Origin of the sequence: Kiloniella sp. (assembly GCF_965205715.1) — a bacterium.
Taxonomy (GTDB): domain Bacteria; phylum Pseudomonadota; class Alphaproteobacteria; order Kiloniellales; family Kiloniellaceae; genus Kiloniella.
Genome location: NZ_CBDBHW010000014.1, coordinates 2,147,706 through 2,169,489, shown reverse-complemented (window position 1 = coordinate 2,169,489; position 21,784 = coordinate 2,147,706). Strand labels below are relative to the sequence as shown.

Annotated in this window: 27 protein-coding genes; 15 read left to right on the top strand and 12 right to left on the bottom strand. The window is 45.7% G+C overall.

The annotated features are described in order from the left end of the window. Positions 1 to 232 precede the first annotated feature (232 nt). Complete coding sequence (gene tnpA, locus ACOGW3_RS27520) at positions 233 to 667, top strand: IS200/IS605 family transposase (protein ID WP_419901154.1); 435 nt, start codon at positions 233 to 235, stop codon at positions 665 to 667. Between the two features lie 284 nt (positions 668 to 951). Here tnpA (ACOGW3_RS27520) and ACOGW3_RS27515 read toward each other — a convergent pair whose 3' ends face one another. Beyond that, positions 952 to 1,851: an N-acyl homoserine lactonase family protein gene (locus ACOGW3_RS27515; protein ID WP_419905841.1), complete on the bottom strand. Its 900-nt coding sequence runs from the start codon at positions 1,849 to 1,851 to the stop codon at positions 952 to 954. Positions 1,852 to 1,988: 137 nt separating this feature from the next. Between ACOGW3_RS27515 and ACOGW3_RS27510 the strand changes: the two genes are divergently transcribed. Then, positions 1,989 to 2,873 carry a LysR family transcriptional regulator gene (locus ACOGW3_RS27510; protein WP_419905840.1) on the top strand — a complete coding sequence of 295 codons (885 nt, stop codon included), beginning with the start codon at positions 1,989 to 1,991 and terminating at the stop codon, positions 2,871 to 2,873. Positions 2,874 to 2,920: 47 nt separating this feature from the next. Here ACOGW3_RS27510 and ACOGW3_RS27505 read toward each other — a convergent pair whose 3' ends face one another. Further along, positions 2,921 to 3,679, bottom strand: a complete 759-nt coding sequence (locus tag ACOGW3_RS27505; protein WP_419905839.1) for a GlxA family transcriptional regulator — start codon at positions 3,677 to 3,679, stop codon at positions 2,921 to 2,923. Between the two features lie 294 nt (positions 3,680 to 3,973). On the opposite strand from ACOGW3_RS27505, the gene ACOGW3_RS27500 reads away from it, so the two are divergent. After that, positions 3,974 to 4,738 (top strand): class II aldolase/adducin family protein, encoded by a 765-nt coding sequence (locus ACOGW3_RS27500; protein WP_419905838.1) that lies wholly within the window; start codon positions 3,974 to 3,976, stop codon positions 4,736 to 4,738. Between the two features lie 9 nt (positions 4,739 to 4,747). Here the strand turns inward: ACOGW3_RS27500 and ACOGW3_RS27495 are convergent, their stop codons facing one another. Then, the gene (locus ACOGW3_RS27495; RefSeq protein WP_419906010.1) at positions 4,748 to 5,029 is read right to left on the bottom strand and encodes a hypothetical protein; all 282 of its coding nucleotides are present in this window, start codon (positions 5,027 to 5,029) and stop codon (positions 4,748 to 4,750) included. A gap of 125 nt (positions 5,030 to 5,154) precedes the next feature. Next, the gene (locus ACOGW3_RS27490; protein WP_419905837.1) at positions 5,155 to 5,685 is read right to left on the bottom strand and encodes a Spy/CpxP family protein refolding chaperone; all 531 of its coding nucleotides are present in this window, start codon (positions 5,683 to 5,685) and stop codon (positions 5,155 to 5,157) included. A 75-nt stretch (positions 5,686 to 5,760) separates the two neighbouring features. On the opposite strand from ACOGW3_RS27490, the gene ACOGW3_RS27485 reads away from it, so the two are divergent. Further along, positions 5,761 to 6,312: a Crp/Fnr family transcriptional regulator gene (locus ACOGW3_RS27485; protein ID WP_419905836.1), complete on the top strand. Its 552-nt coding sequence runs from the start codon at positions 5,761 to 5,763 to the stop codon at positions 6,310 to 6,312. Here ACOGW3_RS27485 and arfB read toward each other — a convergent pair. From arfB to ACOGW3_RS27470, 3 genes are read right to left on the bottom strand one after another with little or no spacing between them, the layout of a single operon-like run. Next, positions 6,296 to 6,721, bottom strand: coding sequence for an alternative ribosome rescue aminoacyl-tRNA hydrolase ArfB (gene arfB, locus ACOGW3_RS27480; RefSeq protein ID WP_419905835.1), 426 nt, complete (start codon positions 6,719 to 6,721; stop codon positions 6,296 to 6,298). The genes ACOGW3_RS27485 and arfB overlap by 17 nt on opposite strands. Positions 6,722 to 6,777: 56 nt before the next feature. Beyond that, the gene (locus tag ACOGW3_RS27475; RefSeq protein ID WP_419905834.1) at positions 6,778 to 7,365 is read right to left on the bottom strand and encodes a TetR/AcrR family transcriptional regulator; all 588 of its coding nucleotides are present in this window, start codon (positions 7,363 to 7,365) and stop codon (positions 6,778 to 6,780) included. A gap of 55 nt (positions 7,366 to 7,420) precedes the next feature. Continuing rightward, entirely contained in the window at positions 7,421 to 8,080 is a 660-nt protein-coding gene (locus tag ACOGW3_RS27470; RefSeq protein WP_419905833.1) for a glutathione S-transferase, read from the bottom strand. 488 nt (positions 8,081 to 8,568) lie between these two features. Here ACOGW3_RS27470 and tnpA (ACOGW3_RS27465) point away from each other — a divergent pair, with 488 nt between their 5' ends. Both tnpA (ACOGW3_RS27465) and ACOGW3_RS27460 read left to right on the top strand, forming a co-directional pair. Continuing rightward, positions 8,569 to 9,003, top strand: coding sequence for an IS200/IS605 family transposase (tnpA, locus tag ACOGW3_RS27465; protein WP_419901154.1), 435 nt, complete (start codon positions 8,569 to 8,571; stop codon positions 9,001 to 9,003). Positions 9,004 to 9,021: 18 nt separating this feature from the next. Continuing rightward, the gene (locus tag ACOGW3_RS27460) at positions 9,022 to 9,477 is read left to right on the top strand and encodes a PAS domain-containing protein (RefSeq protein WP_419906009.1); all 456 of its coding nucleotides are present in this window, start codon (positions 9,022 to 9,024) and stop codon (positions 9,475 to 9,477) included. Between the two features lie 78 nt (positions 9,478 to 9,555). Here the strand turns inward: ACOGW3_RS27460 and ACOGW3_RS27455 are convergent, their stop codons facing one another. Further along, on the bottom strand, positions 9,556 to 10,905 hold the full coding sequence (locus tag ACOGW3_RS27455) for a DEAD/DEAH box helicase (RefSeq protein WP_419905832.1): 1,350 nt from the start codon (positions 10,903 to 10,905) through the stop codon (positions 9,556 to 9,558). A gap of 508 nt (positions 10,906 to 11,413) precedes the next feature. On the opposite strand from ACOGW3_RS27455, the gene ACOGW3_RS27450 reads away from it, so the two are divergent. The 6 genes from ACOGW3_RS27450 (at position 11,414) to ACOGW3_RS27425 (ending at position 16,980) form a co-directional block, all read left to right on the top strand. Further along, a complete protein-coding gene (locus ACOGW3_RS27450) occupies positions 11,414 to 12,601 on the top strand; it encodes an ABC transporter substrate-binding protein (protein WP_419905831.1) in 1,188 nt (395 codons plus the stop codon). A 132-nt stretch (positions 12,602 to 12,733) separates the two neighbouring features. Beyond that, a complete protein-coding gene (locus tag ACOGW3_RS27445) occupies positions 12,734 to 13,657 on the top strand; it encodes a branched-chain amino acid ABC transporter permease (protein ID WP_419906008.1) in 924 nt (307 codons plus the stop codon). A gap of 8 nt (positions 13,658 to 13,665) precedes the next feature. After that, a complete protein-coding gene (locus tag ACOGW3_RS27440; protein ID WP_419905830.1) occupies positions 13,666 to 14,682 on the top strand; it encodes a branched-chain amino acid ABC transporter permease in 1,017 nt (338 codons plus the stop codon). After that, complete coding sequence (locus ACOGW3_RS27435) at positions 14,675 to 15,421, top strand: ABC transporter ATP-binding protein (protein WP_419905829.1); 747 nt, start codon at positions 14,675 to 14,677, stop codon at positions 15,419 to 15,421. Before ACOGW3_RS27440 ends, ACOGW3_RS27435 begins: the two co-directional genes overlap by 8 nt. Beyond that, on the top strand, positions 15,421 to 16,131 hold the full coding sequence (locus ACOGW3_RS27430) for an ABC transporter ATP-binding protein (protein ID WP_419905828.1): 711 nt from the start codon (positions 15,421 to 15,423) through the stop codon (positions 16,129 to 16,131). Before ACOGW3_RS27435 ends, ACOGW3_RS27430 begins: the two co-directional genes overlap by 1 nt. A 3-nt stretch (positions 16,132 to 16,134) precedes the next feature. Then, positions 16,135 to 16,980: an alpha/beta hydrolase gene (locus ACOGW3_RS27425; RefSeq protein ID WP_419905827.1), complete on the top strand. Its 846-nt coding sequence runs from the start codon at positions 16,135 to 16,137 to the stop codon at positions 16,978 to 16,980. Positions 16,981 to 17,001: 21 nt separating this feature from the next. Here the strand turns inward: ACOGW3_RS27425 and ACOGW3_RS27420 are convergent, their stop codons facing one another. Further along, on the bottom strand, positions 17,002 to 17,700 hold the full coding sequence (locus ACOGW3_RS27420) for a hypothetical protein (RefSeq protein ID WP_419905826.1): 699 nt from the start codon (positions 17,698 to 17,700) through the stop codon (positions 17,002 to 17,004). Between the two features lie 34 nt (positions 17,701 to 17,734). Then, positions 17,735 to 18,022, bottom strand: coding sequence for a hypothetical protein (locus ACOGW3_RS27415; RefSeq protein WP_419905825.1), 288 nt, complete (start codon positions 18,020 to 18,022; stop codon positions 17,735 to 17,737). Positions 18,023 to 18,124: 102 nt separating this feature from the next. On the opposite strand from ACOGW3_RS27415, the gene ACOGW3_RS27410 reads away from it, so the two are divergent. Further along, positions 18,125 to 19,003 (top strand): LysR family transcriptional regulator, encoded by an 879-nt coding sequence (locus ACOGW3_RS27410; RefSeq protein ID WP_419905824.1) that lies wholly within the window; start codon positions 18,125 to 18,127, stop codon positions 19,001 to 19,003. 45 nt (positions 19,004 to 19,048) lie between these two features. On the opposite strand, the gene ACOGW3_RS27405 is transcribed toward ACOGW3_RS27410, so the two are convergent. Then, positions 19,049 to 19,516, bottom strand: a complete 468-nt coding sequence (locus ACOGW3_RS27405; protein ID WP_419905823.1) for a thiol-disulfide oxidoreductase DCC family protein — start codon at positions 19,514 to 19,516, stop codon at positions 19,049 to 19,051. 314 nt (positions 19,517 to 19,830) lie between these two features. Here ACOGW3_RS27405 and tnpA (ACOGW3_RS27400) point away from each other — a divergent pair, with 314 nt between their 5' ends. Further along, a complete protein-coding gene (tnpA, locus tag ACOGW3_RS27400) occupies positions 19,831 to 20,265 on the top strand; it encodes an IS200/IS605 family transposase (protein ID WP_419901154.1) in 435 nt (144 codons plus the stop codon). Positions 20,266 to 20,380: 115 nt separating this feature from the next. Then, the gene (locus ACOGW3_RS27395; RefSeq protein ID WP_419906007.1) at positions 20,381 to 21,094 is read left to right on the top strand and encodes a substrate-binding periplasmic protein; all 714 of its coding nucleotides are present in this window, start codon (positions 20,381 to 20,383) and stop codon (positions 21,092 to 21,094) included. A 45-nt stretch (positions 21,095 to 21,139) separates the two neighbouring features. On the opposite strand, the gene ACOGW3_RS27390 is transcribed toward ACOGW3_RS27395, so the two are convergent. Beyond that, positions 21,140 to 21,757, bottom strand: coding sequence for a LysE family translocator (locus ACOGW3_RS27390; protein ID WP_419905822.1), 618 nt, complete (start codon positions 21,755 to 21,757; stop codon positions 21,140 to 21,142). Positions 21,758 to 21,784 lie beyond the last annotated feature (27 nt).

Below are 21,784 nucleotides of genomic sequence, written 5' to 3'. Positions count from 1 at the left end.
ATCCAAAGTATTATAAATGGTTAATCGCTGAATTTTATCTGGTTGTATGGGTGGATAAGTTTTCTTTTATTATCAGCTGAGTTGGCATCGTCACTCGTCGGGATGGTTTTTTTTTATCTACTAATTTAATCCGGTAAACCCCCGGCTATGCCGGGGGACTCTCAATGGTTTGACCGTTCCCACGGTCTTACATTTCTTTGTTTATTGACCAAAATAACAAAGGAATTAGCCGATGAGAGATTACAAAAGCCTTGCACATACGAGATGGGATTGTAAATACCACGTGGTTTTCATCCCTAAACGCAGGCAAAAAGTTATCTATGGCAACCTACGTCAGTATCTTGGTGAAATTTTCCATGAACTGGCCGGGCATCGCGAAAGTAAGATTGAGGAGGGCCATTTGATGCCGGATCACATTCACATGTGTATCAGCATACCGCCCAAACATGCTGTTTCAAAAGTCGTTGGATACCTAAAAGGAAAAAGCGCGATTGCCATAGCTCGAAAATTCAAAAATAAAGCACGGAATTTCAAGGGTGAAAATTTTTGGGCCCGTGGATATTTCGTCTCAACTGTAGGGCTCGATGAACAGATGGTGAGGGAGTATATCAGAACGCAAGAAGAGCGTGATAAGTACTTTGACCAAATGGATATATTCAATCCATAACCGCTTTAGCGGTTCCCAATTTGCCCCTTTAAGGGGCTCACCCGCTTAAGCCCCCGGCTTTGCCGGGGGTCATTTAACTACGAAGCAGGTAATTTCGAAAGAAAATATTGTCGATATTAACATTGATGATTTAGGCGGTGGTGAGGATGTCATCACCTAAAGTCATAAAATGGCTGGCTAGAATGCGAAGGTAGATTAAAGGCGAATGTTGATACTGTATCAGGCCCCACTTTGAGGGGAGTTTATATGGACGAATATCCCAATGAGGCCTGATCTTATATACATTATTGATAAAAAGCAGGAGATTTTATGAGTGAATCAAACGTGGGTTTGTCGTGCTCGATCCAAAGCTGTGCATTCGTTTTATCGAGGATATTGTCAATTTTCACGAAGGATTGAATCGTTTCCTTTTTCGAATTCCAGACCGGAATGCCGTAGTTATCGCGATTTTCTTGAAAGTGATATAGATCGCCGGAAAGAATAACAGGGCCTGTCTGGGGAAGATTGACCCATAAAACCTGGTGGCCCGGACTGTGGCCCGGCGTGGATAATATAACGACGGAGCCATCGCCAAACACATCATGATCGCCGTTTAGTTTCATTGTTTCGCTGTCTTTCAGCCCGATGTAATCATCTATATGAAAACCGTAATCTTGGGCGTTTTCACTAAAGGCAATGGTGTGCTCGTTTTCCTGTACCAACCAAGTCGAGTTGGCGAAGTAATTTGCATTGCCAACGTGGTCTGCATGAAGGTGGGAAAGCGCTAAATAATCAACGTCCTTTGGCTTCACTCTGATTTCTTCCAGCTGCGAAATAAGTGTTTTCGACACAGAAAAGTTAAACGCGCCCTCATAAAACTCTACCCCGTTCGGTTCTGTGTTGAGGGAATCGGATAAGCCACCGTCCCAGAACAATGTCCCCTTGGGGTGTTTGATCAAATAACAAGGGGCCACCATTTCCATTGCAGTTCCTTTGGTAATGGCAGGATTGAAAAGCGATAGATCCCGCGCGGATACATTACCGCACTCAAAAACATATAATTGTAATTCTGTATTATTTGTAAGAAGGGTATCTACACCAATGACTTTTGGTGCAGCTTGTGTTGTGCCTATGGATAATAGGAACGATATAGATGCCCCCAACATTCCTTTGACCAGCATTTTTCTGATAAGTGTGTTTTTCATAATAAATCCTCAGAGCTTAACAAGACACGGAATGGAATGACCTTCATGCCATTGCGCTTAACTCTGATATAACTGGCTGAATAGATGAAAATAAGTGAAACTAAGTAAAGTTAATATCAACCATTTGGAAATTATAAATGGATCGTTTTTCCGCATATCGTACATTCATCACCGTGGTTGCTGAGGGAAGTATGATTAAGGCTGCGCAAAAGCTGAACCTGACCTCATCAGCAATAAGTAAACAGCTGTCCCAGTTAGAACATGAGATGGGTGTGGAGCTCATCAAAAGAACTACTCGATCGCTTGCGGTCTCTGACGAAGGAATAGATTTTCACAGGGATTGTGTCGTTCTTTTAAAACAAGCTGAGGGTATTGAAGAGAAGCTAAAGTCTAGTTTGGGAGATATGGTTGGGAAGATTAAAATTTCCTGGTCGCAAATACTGATGCGCGGGCCTTTGGTCGATATGCTTGTAGAATTTTCAAAAGCCTATCCCAACATCAAAATTGAATCTGTTGTGTCTAATAGAAATCTGGATTTCATGGAAAATGATCTCGATTTTGCTTTTAGAACATTTTTGAAAGGAAGTGCCCCAAGCTCTTCTAAAGCCTTGATAAACTCCAGGACAGTGGTATGCGCATCTCCTCAGTATCTGGCCGAGGTTGGTCATCCCACTTCACTAGAAGAAATCCTGCTGGATAATCTCATAGTACCCTCCTACCTAAATCTATCAGATTTAAGGAGCCTGTTATCCAGCTATGGAGAGCTAAAACATCTGGATCGGTACAGTTCCATTAATGATGCAATCGCCTATTATCATGCTGTGTGTGCAGGAATGGGCTTTGGCCTTATGCAGCAAACATTGATCGAGCAGGACTTAAAATCAGGAGCCCTTGTTGAAGTTCTACCCGACTTTAAGCTTCGAACACTCGAAGTTCATCTTGTTGGCAATGACAAGAGTGCTCCGACGCCTAAAACAGTATTATTTAAAGAATTCACTAACAAATTTTTCGAAACTCAATAATCAGATCCAAAAGCTTTAGGACACGACTGTTTTTCAGGACAGTTTTTTTACTGATTATAGCTAAGCCGATCTTTAGAAGGGCTCATTCCAAACTGTCTTTTGTAGGCTCTGGAGAAAGTTTCGTTATTCTCAAAGCCACACAAACTAGCAATGGTGTAGATTTTATGATGTGAATTATGCAGTAAGTATTGGGCGTGTTCTAGACGCAAAGACAGGTAATATTCACCAGGTGTCTTGTGGAGATAGCGCTTGAAAAGACGTGCCAATTTCCACGAGGGGATCTCACACTGTTGGCTTATCTCAGAAAGGGGTATCGGGCTTTCTATTGATGAAAGCATGATGTTCACTGCCCTCGCGGTATCCCGGCTAACAAGTGACAATGCCTGATTGGGGGAAAGCGTTTTCTGAGGACCCGTATGTTCTGTTGGTTGGTAGGTCAATATTTCAGCTACACGTTTTGAAATTGAGCTGCCAGAGTAATGCTTGATGAGGGTGAGTGTCATATCACACGTAGCAACACCTCCGGCGCTGGAGCAAAGGGGAGGGTTGAAATCAAACAATTTATCAACAAACATCGCTTGAGGAAATTGTTCCATGTAGCCTGCGATGGCTTCAAAGTGTGCCGCAACCGGTTTCGTTGATAATAGGCCTGCTTGTGCAAGAATCAGGGCGCCCGTATCAACACATCCCATGAGGCAGCCTGTTCTCGATTGTTTTCGTAACCAATTAATCAGGGCTTTGCTCAGGGCCTTTTCAGGATTGTACGATGATAACAAGAGCAACCCATCGCGCTTTTGCTCATCCATCTTTTCAGTCTGTATCTGATATCCACTGGAAGACCTTAAAACTCCTCCCTCAAGGGACAGGAAACGCCACTTATAAACCTCCCGTAAACTTTCGCGGTTCGCTATGCGCAAGGGCTCTGTGATTAAGGATAGTGACAGGATTGGGAAGTTATCGGTTAGGAAGATATCTATCTGGGGCATCCAAAAATTCACATATGGTAAATTTGTATCAAGGAAGTGTAAGTTTGTGTCAATGAATTTGTACGCCTACAGCTTATGTTGTGCAAATAACAAATTGCTCAAGGAGACAAGGGTATGAGCTTAGTAGAAACAAATGAGGCAAACACTTGTAGTGAGGTTGAATGGGGCGCACGGGTGGAGCTCGCGGCATTGTTCCGAGCCATAGCGCATTATGGTATGTCGGACTTGGTAAACGGCGCTATTGCCTGTCGTGTGTCTGATGAAACAGATCATTATCTGGTTCACCCTTATGGGATGCATTGGGAAGAAATCAGGGCATCTGACTTTGTTAAGATAACATCGGATGGTATCCCCGTTGAAAGTGATATTCCCTGGCTGAATGATGGCGGGGTCAATCTCTGCAAGTGGATCCTAGGAAGCCGACCAGATGCCAACTTCTTTGTCCATGGGCATGACGAAGAGATCATGGCGGTGGGCTCAATTGAAGATGGTCTCATGCCGCTAAATCAACCTGCTGTGTATCTCGGTGACCTAACCGGATATATCGAATATGAATTCGAAGAAGACGATGAGTTTGGCGAGCACTTTGTCAAAACTCTGGCCGGTCACGCCATATTGATCAGTCACAACCACGGCTATTACGCTTTGGGTGAAACCGCCGCGGAGGCTTTTTTCAGGGCCTATTTCCTAAGACAAACCTGCTCCGCTCAAATCAAGACCCTATCAATGGGGCGGGAATTACACCTGTTAGATCCGCAAAAAGTCGCACGCTACCAAGATGCAATGCGTCAGTCTGATGATTATAATTATAATGGAAAAACAGAATGGCCCGGCATTATTCGTATGCTGGATCGCACACAGGACGACTATAAAACCTAATCTGTAAGGCTAATAATCCGACTTTGAAACGCGGCCGCGATTTTTTTTGATCGCGCCGCGTTGCTTTTTTTGATCTGCGTGTTTGGTTTTTGCGGATCTACTCGGTTTTGTCGGGCGGCGGCATTTTTGTTGAATGGTCGCTTGTCTGATGAAATCAGCCAATCTATCACGAGCGTCCTGGCGGTTGCGATCCTGGGTCCGGTGGCTGTTGGCAGTGATGATGATTTCAACGTCCTGTGTCATAAGGTGGCTTGCCAGAGTACGAAGGCGGTTAAAGACAAAGCTCGAAATGGCAGAGCTGGCCTTGGCATTAAAGCGCAGTTGAACGGCAGTCGAAACTTTTTTAATATTCAGTACTATTATGCAGTACTGAATCCAAAGAGTAATAATTTACCTAATTGTAAATTGAAAAAAATTTAATGATTGGATATCAAATATCCTCTTAAATGATTGTATTTTTTAGTTTGGTCTGTCGTCAAAATCTTATGAGTATGAAGATGTGTTGATAAATGCGTAAACCTTAAGTTTGTGCGCGCGTCTTGAATTTGTTCCAATAATAAACGCAGTTTTATTTGATCAATTGTCTTATTTTTGAAGGATTGTCCAAGTTCTTGTTCAAGAACAATTAATTTCTCTCCCTGTACAACAGCTGTTGCTTTCATTTGATCAAATAGTTCCTGAATTTTTGTTACCTGTTGGGGGGTGAGGTGGAGTTCTTCCTTCATCTTCAGCACATGTGATGGCCCCGGTATTCCATTTAATTCTGCCGCTTTGGCTAGCCCCCAGCCGCGACCCGCTTGTAATTCGTTTATGTCCTCAGCAGATAAGCTTTTTATACCTCTCTGTTCCTCGCCCAGATATTTTGAAATATGCTCATGGTTTATGCTTTGAGCAAAGGTAGGTGTTGTGAAGAGCAGTAAAACCACTGGTAATAGAGACTTAAACACGAAATCTTCTCATTTGTAGTTGTTCATCATGTTTATTCTTGTCTCACTAAACGAAATAGAGACATGATAGTTATCATGTCAGATGATTTTATTGAAAAAATAATCCCAAAAATTAAAATCACAAAAAAGATCGAACAAAACAGCTATCTGTTTTATCAAAACGATGCTGTAAGTTCAGTCTATATTGTGGATGCTGGATTAGTCGAATTAACTCGCAATCTGCACGATGGAACATCAATCGTTTTACAGCGCGCTGGAGATCGAACAATCCTAGCTGAAGCGTCCGTTTATTCCCAAATATATCATTGCGATGCTTTTGCCAGATTTCCCTCTACCGTCTTTGTATTACCGAAGGCGATGTTTCTGAAGTTTCTTCGTGATGATGAAGAACTGTCATTGATGTGGGGAAAAAAACTTGCCCATGAGATTCAGTCAACTCGCAACCGATTGGAAATTTTATCGCGACACACAGTATCAGATCGCTTAGATGGTTGGTTGGTTCTGAATGGTAGCGTGATGCCACCAAAGGGAGAATGGAAAAGCATCGCTTCACAAATTGGGGTAAGTCCAGAATCCCTGTATCGCGAATTAGCAAAAAGAAGAAAAAATGCTAATAATCTGACTTAGAAACACTACCGCGGCCTTTTTTGATTGCGCCGCGCTGCTTCTTCTTGTCGGTGCGTTTTGTTTTTGCTGATCGGTTGGGCTTGGTGGGACGGCGGCTCTTTTGCTGAATGGTCGCCTGTCTGATGAAATCAGCCAGCCTGTCGCGAGCGTCCTGGCGGTTGCGATCCTGGGTTCGGTGACTGTTGGCAGTGATGATGATTTCACCGTCCTGGGTCATAAGGTGGCTTGCCAGAGTACGAAGGCGGTTAAAGACAAAACTCGAAATGGCGGGGCTGGCTTTGGCATTAAAGCGCAGTTGAACGGCCGTCGAAACTTTGTTGACGTTTTGACCACCGGATCCCGAAGCGCGGATAAAGGTTTCCTCCAGCTCATCTGGATCAATTTGTATTGTATTTGTTACCCGAAGCATAGATGGATCCAGAAGTTAACTTTTGCCTGTTTGAGCGTCTGATGAAAGAGAGAGGATTAATGCAGTGCAGACAGAGTGATGTCGACAATCTTTTCCAATTTCTCTTTGCCAACTTTACTTTTCACGGATGACCTTAGGCCGGATATACTGTTAAAGAGGAAACCCGCAAGTTCTTTGGGATCGCTATTAGAAGGTATGTCTCCTTCATCTTGAGCCCGCTTTATTGCTTTTGCAAAAAGTGCCTCAAAAGTTTGCGAACGGTCGATGATGATCTGGCGTAATCTTTGGTCTCGGATGTTCCATTCATTGATAGAGTTAGAAATAAAGCAACCTCTTGGTTCTTCAGCTCTCTCTATTTCACGGGCGGCAAAAACCAGGGTGTCACGAATAAAGGCAAGGCCCGAAGGTTTTGCCTCAAGCTCCGCTGACATTGATCTATAAAGTTTTTCGGAATAGCGCTCTATAGCCATTTCGAAAAGCTGAAGCTTACTGCCAAAGACCTTGTAGAGGCTACTTTTTGACAAGCCTGTGGCGGATAGTAAGCTCGCTAGAGACGTGCCTTCATAGCCCTGGGTCCAAAACAGCTCCATAGCTTGATCAAGTGCTATATCAATATCAAATTCGCGAGGGCGTCCTAAAGTCATGCTTTATTTAAGGACCTAGTGGTCTTTTTGTCAATATTTCCCCCTTACCAGAATATCAGGCGGGGTTTGGGAAATAAATAATCGGGTCACCTTCTTTCCAAATCGGATATTTGTACAGAATGTTTTTAAAAGTTTGAGATTCCAGGAAATTGTTAAGCCAAACTTTGAGTTTTAGGTAAGGAGTTTGCTCGAACCATGCCCTGTCAACGTTTGCGAATTGCCTAATGAAGGGAGCTATTGCCATGTCGGCTAAGGAGATTTTATCCCCGTATAAGTATTGCGAAGTATTAAGGCGTTGATCAAGCTCTTGCAGAAAGCTTTCTGCTTCATTCCGGTGCTCAAGTGGATTGGCATTTTCATAACGCGGGGCATATTTGTAGCGGTCTAGGTGACATTTAAAGTCATTTTCACAACGCGTAATCAGTGTGAGCATTTCGTCCAAATTACTGCCCTCAGGCTCCAGCCATCCCTCGGGATCATCAAGTTTGAGAGCCCACAGCATGATATCGAGGCTCTCCTCTATAACGGTTCCATCCGACAGAATGAGGACGGGAACAGTGCCTTTGGGTGAGGCAGCGAGCATGGGGGCGGGTTTGTCGCGCAGGATTATTTCCCGCAACTCACATTTTTGATTACTGCCTTGTAACCCAAGCCGCGCGCGCATAGCGTAGGGGCAGCGTCGAAAGCTATATAAAACAGGGAGTTGGTTTGTCATGCAAGTCTAGCCGAATTGGTGTGTCATAAAGATGATCTACAATGAAGCAGTCATGTCCTGAATGTTCAAGTTCTTCTGTGGTTTTCTCTTTAAATTTAAATTGTGCAGAAGCTTTAATGTACATAGGATATTGGGAAAATATTCTCTAGGTACTATTGCGAATAGCCTCAAATCCCGGATGTAACTATATATTTACAATAGAAAACAATCGTGATGTGGAATCCTTTAAAGGGGCTCGCTTTGGAAAGTTTTTATAAGGCAATACAGGGTGATTTTGTTAAATTACAAAATTGTTGTGGCGAGATGATGCAAGAATATAAACGGTCAACGACACTTGATTTTCTGGATGATTGCCCTGACAAAATTCTGTCGTTCTATAATTTAATCCGGTAAACCCCCGGCTATGCCGGGGGACTCTCAATGGTTTGACCGTTCCCACGGTCTTACATTTCTTTGTTTATTGACCAAAATAACAAAGGAATTAGCCGATGAGAGATTACAAAAGCCTTGCACATACGAGATGGGATTGTAAATACCACGTGGTTTTCATCCCTAAACGCAGGCAAAAAGTTATCTATGGCAACCTACGTCAGTATCTTGGTGAAATTTTCCATGAACTGGCCGGGCATCGCGAAAGTAAGATTGAGGAGGGCCATTTGATGCCGGATCACATTCACATGTGTATCAGCATACCGCCCAAACATGCTGTTTCAAAAGTCGTTGGATACCTAAAAGGAAAAAGCGCGATTGCCATAGCTCGAAAATTCAAAAATAAAGCACGGAATTTCAAGGGTGAAAATTTTTGGGCCCGTGGATATTTCGTCTCAACTGTAGGGCTCGATGAACAGATGGTGAGGGAGTATATCAGAACGCAAGAAGAGCGTGATAAGTACTTTGACCAAATGGATATATTCAATCCATAACCGCTTTAGCGGTTCCCAATTTGCCCCTTTAAGGGGCTCACCCGCTTAAGCCCCCGGCTTTGCCGGGGGTCATTTAACTATTGGGATTCAAAACGCCATGGTCGAACCATGCCTTCGCGTTCTGATTTGGATCCCGTAGAAATGAAACCCTTCCTATCAAGCCTGATCCTTGTTGATGTGAAACACGATCCCCTGAATTTCGTATATCGACTGGTCGGTACAAAAGAAGTCAGTGCACGCGGGTTTGATCCAACGGGATGTGATGTCAGGGAGAGGGTGCTCGGGACTACAGTTGAGGAAGTCTTGACCAACTATAAAATTGTCTCGGAAAAAAAATGCCCTGTCTTTGATCAAGAAGGAGTCCTCTCAGATGTGACTACTTTACGTCAAGGCGATGCTATTTTGCTCCCCTTATCTGATGATGACGAGACGGTTAATATGGTCGTTGCCTATACTGACTTTATCCATCTTTGAGTTTTCGAGATTTGATTAAAATTAAAAAGGCTGCCGTGAGGCAGCCTTTTTAAATAAATATGTCGAAGCGTTAGCTTATTAGGCAGCTTGACGCTTGGTAAATCTTTTTTGAGATCTGTTCTCGCCGTTTGCGTTCTGGGCAGAACGACCACCAAATCCAGAACCGTTACGGGCTTTGGCTGGGCCGCCACGACCGCGTCCGCCAGCACCTGGTCTGCCGCCACCTGGCTTGCCAAAGGAACGTCCACGACGATTGCTTGGCTTTTGTGAGTAAGCGTCACGGTTGCTGATTTCAACGTGGAAAGGGTGATCCTTTTCAACGGTGATATCCTGACGAATTGCTTTTTCAATCCGCTTTAGAGTACCGATTTCTTTCGGTGAGCAGAAAGAATAGGCTTCACCAGTTGCTTCCGCGCGGCCAGTACGACCGATGCGGTGAACATAGTTCTCAGGATCTGTAGGCAGATCAATGTTCACAACAACCTTGATGTCTTTAACGTCAATACCGCGTGCTGCAACATCTGTGGCAACGAGGACATCGATGTCGCCGCGACGGAACTTGTTCATCACTTTGGTACGAATACGTTGTTGCTTGTCACCGTGAATTGCATCAACCCGACGGCCATCTTCACGAAGGGCATCGCACCAACGATCACATTCAGCTTTGGTCTGCATGAAAACGAGAACGCGCTCGCCTGGGTTCTTGTCGAGGATATGACCGAGAAGAGCCTGTTTTTGGCCGCCGTGTACATAGTAAGCACGCTGGGTAACATTTGCAGCAGTGGTTGATTCTTTAGCCGTTTCGATACGAACTGGGTTCGTCAGCAATTTGGTGATCAAACGATCTACAGATTTCGGCATGGTCGCTGAGAAAAGAACTGTCTGGTGCTCTTTCGGTAAGCTGTTGGCGATCTCGGTAACTTCGTCTGAGAAACCAAGATCGAGCATGCGATCTGCTTCGTCGAGGATCAGTGTTGTTGTGTGGTCGAATTTAACAGAACCACGCTTTACGTGATCGATAAGACGGCCAGGCGTCGCAACCAGAATGTTCACGCCGCGATTTAGATCACGGAACTGAGGGAACATTGGGGCGCCACCAGTCACTGTAGTGTAATGCAAGGGCAGGAACTTCGTGAAAGCACGAAGAACTTGGCCAATCTGCATGGCAATTTCACGTGTTGGTGCAAGAATTAGAGCTTGCGGGTGATTTGGAACGTAGCGCTCTTTGTTTTCAAATAGACGCTGTAGAAGCGGAAGTACAAAAGCAGCTGTTTTACCGCCACCTGTCTGAGACAAGCCGATTACATCTTTGCCAGCTAGTAGAGCTGGAATCGCTTGAGACTGAATGGCTGTAGGCGCAGTGAAACCTTGTGCATCGATAGCACGTTGAAGCGGCTCAACAAGATTGAGCTCGGAAAACTGAGTCATGCAGGAAAAGTCCTTTAAAAGCATGGTGAAGGCTATACCTGGATCAATCTAGCTCTTCGCCGCACTTTTGGAGACATAATGTCCAACACAAGGATAAGCGCAATAGATCAAGGCGGGGTTATTACTCAACCCCTTTTCAGAGCGATAAACTGTAGGGCGAACCCACACATTTCCGCGAAGTGACGCAGCAATATAGGAATGGCTTCCACGGGTCAAGCCCAACCGGGCGTCATCTTTTGCATGGCCCCTATGCGTCTGCATGGCTGGGTTGAAAACGGAAATGTTAATGCGGCTAATGAGAGATATTTTTAGCATCTTATGAACAGATATATCGCAGCATATAGTCGATTTAACTGTAATTAGTTGTGTTTAAGAAGTTGCCTGCTCATGGGGCTTGGACTACCGTATCTGCAAAATAATAGGGAGGTTCCTTGTTCGATAGGATTGGGGACTATCGTTCGGTCTCAGGCTGGCCGTTCATAAATATCGATCTTACTAGGGGTTAAAAATGAAAAAAATAAAAAATATTTTACCAACGATAGTCGCAGGAGCTCTTGCCTTAGGGGCCACTTTCGCATCTCCAATCGCTCAAGCTGCTGATCCCGTAAAAATTGGGATGATCACAACCCTTTCGGGTGGCGGGGCTTCGCTTGGCATCGATATTCGCGATGGTTTCATGTTGGGCCTGAAAATGAAAGACGGCAAACTTGGCGGGGTCGAAACCCAGGTTATCGAAGTTGATGATGCGCGTAAGGTCGAAAACGCCAAACAAATCGCCACACGGATGATCAAAAAAGACGACGTCGATATCGTAACCGGGATCGTTTGGTCCAATCTTGCCATGGCTGTGGTGCCAAGCGTAACTCGTGCAGGTAAATTTTACATCAGTCCAAATGCCGGGCCGTCGGCTCTTGCGGGTAAGAGATGTCATGAAAACTATTTCAATGTTGCCTGGCAGAACGACAACCTGCACGAAGCAGCAGGTCAATATGTGACAGATAAAGGCCTGAAGAAGGTTTACCTGATGGCCCCCAACTATCCCGCTGGTAAAGATGCTATCGCAGGATTTAAACGCTTTTATAAAGGTGAGGTCGCAGGAGAAGTTTACACCAAACTTGGCCAAGTGGATTATGCCGCGGAACTCGCCAATCTTCGGGCCGCAAAACCTGATGCGGTTTATTTCTTCCTTCCCGGTGGTATGGGCGTGAACTTCGTTAAGCAGTATTCCCAGGCAGGTCTCAGCGCGGATACCCCACTTTTTGGCCCGGCGTTCTCCTTTGATGAAGGCATCCTAAAGGCTGTTGGTGACGCAGCTCTTGGGGTCTACAACACTTCTCAGTGGAATAAAGACATCGAAAACCCTACAAACGCTAGTTTTGTGACTGCTTTTAAAGAGGCTTATGGTCGTAATCCTTCGCTTTATGCCAGCCAGGGATATGATGCAGCATTGTTGATTGATTCTGCGATTGCGGCCGTTGGCGGTGATCTTTCTGATGATGACAAATTCCGCGCGGCTCTCCGTAAGGCTGACTTCTCTTCTGTTCGGGGGGATTTCAAGTTTGGTTCTAACCAACACCCTGTACAGGACATTTATGTTCGTGTTGTCCACAAAGAGGGTGACATCGTAACCAATAAAATCGTGAGCAAGGTTTTCTCAGCTCACCAGGATGCTTACGCGGCTGATTGTAAGCTTTAAATTTTATCAGAGCCGGCTGTTGTCCATAGGCGTTACAGGTTTCAATAATCTGTCGTTCTGAAAGGGCAAACGAACAGCCGGCTCTGGCATGTCTGCTGTTATGCCTGCTGTGCGTCTGGAAGTTAGTTTATGTTGACGATAGAGCTCTTTCTTGAACAGTCCCTCAATGGTCTCCAGCAAGGGGTCATGCTGTTTCTTATGGCTGCCGGGTTAACCCTTGTGTTCGGTATTATGTCCTTGATTAATCTGGCGCACGGATCGCTTTATATGGTCGGCGCTTATGTTGCTGCGAGTGTTACCCAGGCAACGGGTAATTTTGTGATTGGAATACTCGCTGCTCTCGGAGCTGCTGGTGTAACTGGAATGCTTCTGGAGTACTCTGTGCTTCGGCGGCTTTATAATCGGGACCACCTGGATCAGGTTCTGGCGACATTTGGTATGATCTTGTTCTTCAATGAACTGGTGAAAATTCTCTGGGGGCCACAGGCTCTTTTTCTTTCCACACCGGAACTTTTGTCTGGAACTTTAGAATTTATTCCAGGTGCTCCTTATCCTTCCTACCGCTTGTTTATTATCGCAGCCGGTTTGTTGGTTGCCCTTTTGTTACGTCATCTTATCATAAATACGCGGGTTGGGATGTTGATCAGGGCAGGTGCGACCCACCGTGAAATGGTTGGCGCGCTGGGGGTAAATATTGATCGGCTCTATACTATAGTCTTTGGAATTGGTGCCATGTTGGCGGGGCTCGCCGGGGCTTTGGCTGGTCCCATGCTGGCAATCGAAGTCGGCATGGGTGAAAAAATCCTGATCCTGACTTTTGTTGTCATCATCATTGGGGGCATCGGGTCGGTTCGTGGCGCTCTGGTCGGGGCCTTGCTGGTTGGTATGGTCGATACCTATGGTCGGGCTTTCCTCCCCACTATTATGCGGCAAATGATGGAACCTTCAGCAGCTGATTCAGTTGCGGCGTCAATGTCTTCTGTGGCGATTTATGTGTTGATGGCTGCCGTTTTGATATGGAAGCCAAGAGGCCTCTTTCAGGCGTATGGGGGATAGGCCAAATGATGTTTTTGAATAAGCTATTCAGTCCCAACTCTGGGGTGCGAACAAAAACGGTAATTCTTAGTGGATTGTCATTGTTATTGTTATTGCCGCTGTTTGCAGCACTTTTGGATGATCCCTTCCTCGTTGATATTGCCAGTCGAATTTTAATCTATGCTCTCGTGGCAGTCAGTCTCGATTTGATTTTGGGTTATGGCGGCATGGTCAGTTTTGGTCATGGTGCCTTTTTTGGTCTCGGTGCCTATGTAGTTGGTATTCTCTCCCATCATAGTTATGAAGCCACCGCGATTACTTTTCTCCCAGGGGATTGGGAGGGAACAACTCAGGCTTTTATCCAATGGCCGCTTGCCATGGTTGTCAGTGGTTTACTTGCATTGATGATTGGCGCGCTAAGCCTTCGGACGTCCGGAGTTTATTTCATTATGATTACCCTGGCGTTTGCCCAAATGTTGTATTTCTTCATGATATCTATTCCGACCTATGGTGGGGAGGATGGTTTGAATATTTGGGAGCGTAGCGAAATTCCGCTCTTAGATCTCTATGATAGTCAGACCTTTTATTACACTTGTCTGGTACTGTTGCTGATCTGTCTTTGGGTCTGTCGGCGGCTGGTCAAAAGTCGTTTCGGCATGGTTCTACAAGGTTGCCGCCAGAACGAAACCCGGATGAAAGCCCTGGGCTATCCGATCTACCGTTACAAACTTACAGCCTTTGTGATTTCTGGAATGATTGCGGGATTAGCAGGTGCGCTCTCAGCCAATCACACAGAGTTCGTTGGCCCCGGCCTTATGCATTGGACTCGATCGGGTGAGATCATGGTTATGGTTATTCTCGGTGGCATGGGCAGTTTGTTTGGCGCGGTTCTTGGGGCGGCATCCTTGTTAATGATGGAAGAAGTACTCTCAGGATTAACCGAACACTGGATGATCTTCCTGGGGCCAATTCTGGTCCTGGTGGTGCTGTTTGCCCGCAAAGGATTATATGGACTTCTAATTGGCAAAGGTGCTGACAATGGCTGACCCGATTTTAGAAGTTTTAAGTTTGACCAAATGTTTCGGGGCTATAGCTGCCAGCGATGGGCTGACGTTCTCGGTTAAGCGGGGAACTATTCACGCTCTGATTGGTCCGAATGGGGCTGGGAAATCTACCGCCATTGCTCAGCTTTCAGGAGAACTTCGCTCTGATACGGGGCGGGTTCGCTTCGACGGGCAGGATGTTACACGCTGGTCGGTTGATAAACGCGCGCGAACGGGTTTGCAGCGATCCTATCAGATCACCAGCTTGTTGCCGGAGTTCTCCGTGGAAGATAATGTGGCGATGGCGATCCAGTCACAACAAGGGCATAGCTTTCGCTTCTGGGAAGATGCGCGACGGGATCTCTGCCTGAGAAACCCAGCGCAGAAAATTCTCGAACGCGTTGGATTGAAAGATCTCGCTGATCGCCCAGTTACCTCGCTCGCCCATGGTCAGCAAAGACAGCTAGAGCTGGCGATGGTGCTTGCGACAGCGCCAACCATGTTGTTGCTCGATGAGCCGATGGCGGGCATGGGACAGTCAGAATCTTTGCAGATGATGGAATTGCTCCGCCCCTTGAGAGGGGATATCACCATGCTGTTGGTTGAACATGATATGGATGTTGTTTTTGCGCTTGCAGATGTTGTCACAGTTTTGGTCAAAGGGCAGGCATTGGCAACGGGGACGCCAGATGAAATCCGCGCTAACCCGGATGTTCGCCGTGCCTATCTGGGGGATTATTGATGGGAGCTCTTAAACTTTCAGGAGTTGAGACCTGTTACGGCCCCAGCCAGGTTTTGTTTGGTGTCGACCTTGAAATTCTGCCCGGTGAAGTCGTTACGCTGATGGGGCGAAATGGTATGGGTAAGACGACCACCGTTCGTTCCGTCATGGGGCTGACGGCGGCCAACAAGGGAACGATTTCCTTTGGGGGGACTGAGATACGTGATTTACGCAGTCATGATATTGCCAAACTTGGCATCGGTTATGTTCCCGAAGGACGGCAGGTTTTCTCGAACCTTACGGTGATGGAAAACCTTGTTGCAACGGCGGCTAATAATGCTGGGTTGGATGAACCTTGGACTGTTGAAAAGGTTATGGATCTTTTTCCGCGGTTGCGAGAGCGATCAAAGCAATACGCCCGTACGCTTTCTGGTGGGGAACAGCAAATGCTGGCGATTGGCCGGGCACTTATGACCAATCCAAGTTTCATGATTTTAGATGAAGCGACAGAAGGACTTGCTCCTTTAATCCGGGATGAAATCTGGCACGTGCTCGAGCATAACTTAAAACAATCCGGTCAGGCCATTTTGGTGATCGACAAACATCCCGAAGCCATGGCTCGTATAGCGGATCGTCATTATGTTATGGAAAAAGGCCGTATAGTCTGGTCGGGAACATCTGAAAGTTTATTGGCAGATGAGGCCATGCAACACCGATATCTCGGAGTATAATAAATGACCATCGATCCAACCCTCGAGAAGCTCTATAGCGTTCGCACGGCCATTCCAACCTTTCCAGAGATTTTTGCGGAATGGGAGAGACGTTCGGATGCATTCCGTGAAAAGAACACGGGGCATCTCGATTTGGTTTATGGTTCCGGGCCAAGAGAAAAGTTGGATATTTATCCTGCACGGGATAAAGGTGCGTCTCTACATGTCTTTATCCATGGTGGTTATTGGCAGGCAATGGATAAACGTCAGTCAAACTTTTTGGCACAAGGGTTTCTCGACGCTGGCATTTCTGTTGCCATGATCGGTTACGATTTATGCCCAGATGTATCCCTTCGCGATATCGTCGAAGAGGTTCGTTGGGGCTTTTCCTGGCTTTGGCAGCATGCTGAAGAATACGGCTATGATCGAGAGAAAATTCAAATCTCAGGTCATTCAGCAGGTGGCCATTTGGTTGCGATGTTGCTTGCCACAGATTGGGTTAAGTATGGATTACCGAAGGACGTTCACCCAATTCATAGCGCCATTTCCATCAGCGGTCTATTTGATGTCTCTCAGCTGGTCCAGACTTCGATCAATATAAAGCTTGGCCTTGATGTCGAAGAGGCCTTGGCGCCTAGTCCTCTCTTCATGACACTTAAAAATTCCTGTCCTCTACTCCTAGCCGTTGGGGAAGAGGAGAGTTCTGCCTTTCACGAGCAGTCCGATAATCTTCTCGTGAAATGGGCGGGTGAGAAAAATCTGGTCGAGAGGATGACGATACCCGGATGTCATCATCTCTCAGTGGTTACAGAACTTGTTAACCGGGAAAGCGATCTTTTCAAGTGGTGCGAAAGCCATCTCCAGTGCTGACCTACGCGACCTTACTGATGATTACCTTCTGCTTTGAGCAATGTAATAGATGTAATCGGTTAGATGTTTGTCGTTAAAGTCGACAACCTTGTCTAGAACATCAGGATTGTTATCTCTGAAACGATCACCAGCAGCGGTGGTATCATAGTAAAGCACAACTGCTTCGTCGGGCGTTGTCATGCCGTATGCCTGAGTAGTGCCAAGGAATGATTCCAATTGATAGGCATCATCGCGTGGCCGCACTGTTTCGCCCAAGTGCGCGAGATCGAGATCTCTTTTTGTAGGATTGGAATTATTGTAGTGGCTCACTTTTAGGATATAGGAACGTTCACCAGCCTGCTTTTTAAAAGAGACCGTATCTTGGAAGAACGGTGTGCCTTCCATTGCAGCAATGTAATCACTGCCTTTGCCAAGATCAGCCAGGAAGTCTCTGCCATCTGGGCTTCCCAAGAGGGATGTTTTGCAGTCAAAGTAGATAAAGCGATTGGGTTGATCCAGATCGATGTCTCCGTCTTCGGCAACAACAGGCCCCTCGCGAAGGATGGTGCAGTTCATGGACTGGGCTTTTTCTTCAAAATTTGAGAGTTGATTGTCATAACGAACCGTATCGTTTACGTCGAGAAGCGCAAGGACACCGTGTGAGGGTGTTTCTGATATCGCGAGACCCGAATTCAAAAACGAGAAAGACAACGTACAAAATATTGTTGATAGTTTATTCATTTTGAATCTCCTGTATTTAAAGGTTGAGGCGTTATTAGATTTCGAACTCGACAATATTATTTTTGAAGACGTCGACAGGAGAGGTGTCAGGCGATGTTTTAAGGGCGTTAATGCTCTCAATAGGTTTCCCTAGAAATGCCATGGGATGTGCGGGTTTGGGCATGGAAGGGGCAGAGCCATTAAAACGTGCGGTAAAGTGTTCTGGGGTCCAGAAGTAATCCAGCGAAGCCAACTGTTTGCCATTTGCTTCGATAGCGATGCTCATTTCCCCGTTCATGCCTTCGCGAATATCAGCTTCGATAAGAGTTGCTTGGTATTTCATTTTTTTCTCCGTTTTAGATTTGTTGTGTATTGGCTTGAGAAAAAGATGACAGAGAAGGGTTGGTCATGTAATTATCCAAAAATAAACCAGTATGGATGAAAAATGATCCAATCATTTAATTGGGATGACATCAGAGTTTTTCTGGCGTTGAGCCGTTCAGGCTCTGTCAGAGGGGCATCCCGGCGTTTGAAAGTAACCCACGCGACGGTTTCCAGGCGGTTACGAATATTAGAGGAAACAATCGGGGTTTCATTATTCGAACGGGTTACGCATGGCGTTAGTTTGAGTGAGGTCGGGCGGGAAATATTACCCGCTGCTGAAGAAGCTGAAATCGCCATGCAAGAGCTGGATCGGCGCGTGTTTTCCAGAGAAACACAAATTGCTGGTAAAGTTCGGCTCTCGATGTCCGAAACACTTTTCCTCAGTATTCTGCACCCGACCATCGCTGCCTTTCAAGAGCGTTACCCCATGGTCGAGTTGACCCTGGAAAGTTCTGATTTGATGGCCAAGCTGGACCAAAGGGAAGCAGATGTTGTGATCAGGATCACCCGTAATCCCCCACCAAATGCTGTGGGCCGCCGGATCGCGGAAAGCCCCCTTGGGTGTTATGCTTCTCTAGGATATCTAGCCAAGCGCCCAGCATTGGATCGTTGGATATCGCAGAGTTATGAGGGCGCGGCTAAACCTGTAATCCCAGCAAGGATTTCTGCGACAGGGACGTCAGCCAACTCCGTACAGGTCATGTTACGTGATGGTATGGGGATTGGAATGCTACCTTGTTATATGGGCGATAGTGATCCCTTGCTCTGCAGAGTACCGGATACAGAACTGATATCAGACAATACAATGTGGGTTCTTGTGCATGCCGATATAAAGGAAAACCGACGTGTCCGGGTATTGCTGGATTTTCTTTATGAGGCAATGGATGGGTTCAAACCTTTGATTGAGGGGCGTATTCCTCAAAAGCCTATAAAGGCGTGAATATATTCAAAAGCTGAAAGTTATTTTGAATAAATAGAGGAAAGATTATTTCAGGAACCGTTGCTTTAAATCATCAGTCGGGACCAGGCAGCTTTCACTCTTACCAAAGAAACTATAGCGATTTTGTGCAATTCTGTCGTAGAGCAAGTTATCAATAGGAGAGGGTATAAGGCCAGATAGGGATAATATCCGGGCTGGGTAGGGGAGGAGAGACATGCAATTAGAAAAGGCAGACATCTTTCCGTAAGCACGCCCTTCCGAAATCAAAAGGTTGGTTTCAAAATTTATGGGATCGAGATTGTAGTGCCTAAAAAGCGATTGGCCGAGCTGAGATTGACCTGCTGTGAATTGGAATTTTTTCTCTGCATCATGCTTAATCACGAATTTAATAAAGCCTGAACAGAGTACGCAATCGCCGTCATAAACCAATAGAGGACGCCGGTCATCAAATTCGCGGACTGCAGGGTCGTCACGGTAACTATTTAGGGGATATGCAAGAGAAGCTCTGGACATCATCATTACTCTAGAGGTTAAGACAAAGTAGTATTGTGAAAATAACAAATGAAGGAAAGCGTTATACAAACTGTGGTATAGTTTTTATGCAAAATTAGCTTATTGGGTTCGTTTAATGAAAGCAGGGGGCTGCTAGAAAGGTCCATGAATGCTCCGCCTTCCTCTCTTGATTCTATCTTGTTGCTTGGTGTTGGGGAGTATTCTAATTTAATCCGGTAAACCCCCGGCTATGCCGGGGGACTCTCAATGGTTTGACCGTTCCCACGGTCTTACATTTCTTTGTTTATTGACCAAAATAACAAAGGAATTAGCCGATGAGAGATTACAAAAGCCTTGCACATACGAGATGGGATTGTAAATACCACGTGGTTTTCATCCCTAAACGCAGGCAAAAAGTTATCTATGGCAACCTACGTCAGTATCTTGGTGAAATTTTCCATGAACTGGCCGGGCATCGCGAAAGTAAGATTGAGGAGGGCCATTTGATGCCGGATCACATTCACATGTGTATCAGCATACCGCCCAAACATGCTGTTTCAAAAGTCGTTGGATACCTAAAAGGAAAAAGCGCGATTGCCATAGCTCGAAAATTCAAAAATAAAGCACGGAATTTCAAGGGTGAAAATTTTTGGGCCCGTGGATATTTCGTCTCAACTGTAGGGCTCGATGAACAGATGGTGAGGGAGTATATCAGAACGCAAGAAGAGCGTGATAAGTACTTTGACCAAATGGATATATTCAATCCATAACCGCTTTAGCGGTTCCCAATTTGCCCCTTTAAGGGGCTCACCCGCTTAAGCCCCCGGCTTTGCCGGGGGTCATTTAACTTCTAGCACAGCTGCTTGGGCCGAGTGCGAAAAAAAGATCTCTATAGCCTATGCGAAAAATTACATACCCTATCAATTTCAATCGTCCTCTGGTGTGCCTTCTGGTCTTGATATTGATATCATTTCAGCGATTTTGGATGAGTTGGAATGCGAGTACAATTTTATCGAAATCCCTGCCAAGCGCGCCCAAGTTCTCCTTAAGCGAGGTGCGCTGGATATTATGCCAGCAGCGTCCATCACCCAAGAGCGACAGAGCTATTCATACTTTTCTGAACCCTATAGAGACGAAGCGATTGCCATGTTTGTGCGTTCAGAAAGCCTGAGCAAGTATCAGTATTATGTATTGCGGGATGCAATAGATAACGGTCTTCGAATTACTGCGGGATTGGGAGCGTGGTATGGCCCGGAATATAATGAAGAAAAAGCACGTGCAATAGAAATTGGTGCTCTTACATTAAACGCGAGTACTGCTGTACGCTTTCAACAGTTGTTTGATCTGCGTACGGATATGGTTCTTGCCGATTTGTTCGTAGGTTATCATTATGCAATTAAGTCAAACCGTTTAGACGATTTTAGCCCATTACCTCATTTGCTTAACTCGGACCCTGCTCATTTTATGTTGAGCAAAAGTTCAATTCCCCGGGAATTTGTAAGTGAATTTAATAATGCTCTAGAGCTTGTTTTAAGTAGCGAAAAATATGAACGTTTGCTGGAAAAATATCGCCCCACAGCAAACGTTCATACAAATTGACTGTCTTCTCTTTCTGATGATTACCAGCTTGGCTTTCAGAAGTTTTTAGGAAGCTAAAATATAGAAACCAAAACCACCAATAACCAAAGCTGAGAGCCAGTCGATGGCTTTGATAAAGCTGGTGGGCAGGTGCTTTCTCATAACGCTGCCTAAAAGAGCAATAAAGAGCCACCACCCCAGAGACCCCAAAAAGATACCGAGAGCTACAATCCAACGCTCTTCGCCAGACCCGTCGTTGTTTAATCCGGCAAAAATTGCCAGAAATACAAGTATTGTCATTGGGTTGGTAATGGTTAAAGCGTAGGCGCTGGAAAAGGCGACAATCAAGCCCTTGCTGCCGCTGTCCTTGATCTCGGCTGCATGTAGTACAGCTGGTGCCCGCAGTATTTTGTAGACACTAAACCCTGCCATGATGATTAGTCCGCTGCCGCCAAGTGAACGGATTAAGTCATTATGCTCAAGCAAAAGGGTCATGACCGCGGTTAGGCCAAGCAACGCTAGAATGCCATATGTCATATCTGCAATGGCAATACCCAGCCCAGTGGCAAAGCCCGCCATAATCCCGCGTTCAAGGCTGAGTTTTAGGCAGAGAAGTGCCATTGGCCCTACGGGGGCGGCGACGGCGAGGCCAATCATAAGGCCTTTTATTGTGAGTGCTAACATTGTGTATCTTTCATCGGCTGGCTACCG

Excerpts from the sequence above, each read along its gene's own strand:
- tnpA (WP_419901154.1), top strand. The coding sequence starts at position 233 with ATGAGAGATTACAAAAGCCTTGCACATACGAGATGGGATTGTAAATAC.
- ACOGW3_RS27515 (WP_419905841.1), bottom strand. The coding sequence starts at position 1,851 with ATGAAAAACACACTTATCAGAAAAATGCTGGTCAAAGGAATGTTGGGG.
- ACOGW3_RS27510 (WP_419905840.1), top strand. The coding sequence starts at position 1,989 with ATGGATCGTTTTTCCGCATATCGTACATTCATCACCGTGGTTGCTGAG.
- ACOGW3_RS27505 (WP_419905839.1), bottom strand. The coding sequence starts at position 3,679 with ATGGATGAGCAAAAGCGCGATGGGTTGCTCTTGTTATCATCGTACAAT.
- ACOGW3_RS27500 (WP_419905838.1), top strand. The coding sequence starts at position 3,974 with ATGAGCTTAGTAGAAACAAATGAGGCAAACACTTGTAGTGAGGTTGAA.
- ACOGW3_RS27485 (WP_419905836.1), top strand. The coding sequence starts at position 5,761 with ATGTCAGATGATTTTATTGAAAAAATAATCCCAAAAATTAAAATCACA.
- arfB (WP_419905835.1), bottom strand. The coding sequence starts at position 6,721 with ATGCTTCGGGTAACAAATACAATACAAATTGATCCAGATGAGCTGGAG.
- ACOGW3_RS27475 (WP_419905834.1), bottom strand. The coding sequence starts at position 7,365 with ATGACTTTAGGACGCCCTCGCGAATTTGATATTGATATAGCACTTGAT.
- ACOGW3_RS27470 (WP_419905833.1), bottom strand. The coding sequence starts at position 8,080 with ATGACAAACCAACTCCCTGTTTTATATAGCTTTCGACGCTGCCCCTAC.
- tnpA (WP_419901154.1), top strand. The coding sequence starts at position 8,569 with ATGAGAGATTACAAAAGCCTTGCACATACGAGATGGGATTGTAAATAC.
- ACOGW3_RS27455 (WP_419905832.1), bottom strand. The coding sequence starts at position 10,905 with ATGACTCAGTTTTCCGAGCTCAATCTTGTTGAGCCGCTTCAACGTGCT.
- ACOGW3_RS27450 (WP_419905831.1), top strand. The coding sequence starts at position 11,414 with ATGAAAAAAATAAAAAATATTTTACCAACGATAGTCGCAGGAGCTCTT.
- ACOGW3_RS27440 (WP_419905830.1), top strand. The coding sequence starts at position 13,666 with ATGTTTTTGAATAAGCTATTCAGTCCCAACTCTGGGGTGCGAACAAAA.
- ACOGW3_RS27435 (WP_419905829.1), top strand. The coding sequence starts at position 14,675 with ATGGCTGACCCGATTTTAGAAGTTTTAAGTTTGACCAAATGTTTCGGG.
- ACOGW3_RS27430 (WP_419905828.1), top strand. The coding sequence starts at position 15,421 with ATGGGAGCTCTTAAACTTTCAGGAGTTGAGACCTGTTACGGCCCCAGC.
- ACOGW3_RS27425 (WP_419905827.1), top strand. The coding sequence starts at position 16,135 with ATGACCATCGATCCAACCCTCGAGAAGCTCTATAGCGTTCGCACGGCC.
- ACOGW3_RS27420 (WP_419905826.1), bottom strand. The coding sequence starts at position 17,700 with ATGAATAAACTATCAACAATATTTTGTACGTTGTCTTTCTCGTTTTTG.
- ACOGW3_RS27415 (WP_419905825.1), bottom strand. The coding sequence starts at position 18,022 with ATGAAATACCAAGCAACTCTTATCGAAGCTGATATTCGCGAAGGCATG.
- ACOGW3_RS27410 (WP_419905824.1), top strand. The coding sequence starts at position 18,125 with ATGATCCAATCATTTAATTGGGATGACATCAGAGTTTTTCTGGCGTTG.
- ACOGW3_RS27405 (WP_419905823.1), bottom strand. The coding sequence starts at position 19,516 with ATGTCCAGAGCTTCTCTTGCATATCCCCTAAATAGTTACCGTGACGAC.
- tnpA (WP_419901154.1), top strand. The coding sequence starts at position 19,831 with ATGAGAGATTACAAAAGCCTTGCACATACGAGATGGGATTGTAAATAC.
- ACOGW3_RS27390 (WP_419905822.1), bottom strand. The coding sequence starts at position 21,757 with ATGTTAGCACTCACAATAAAAGGCCTTATGATTGGCCTCGCCGTCGCC.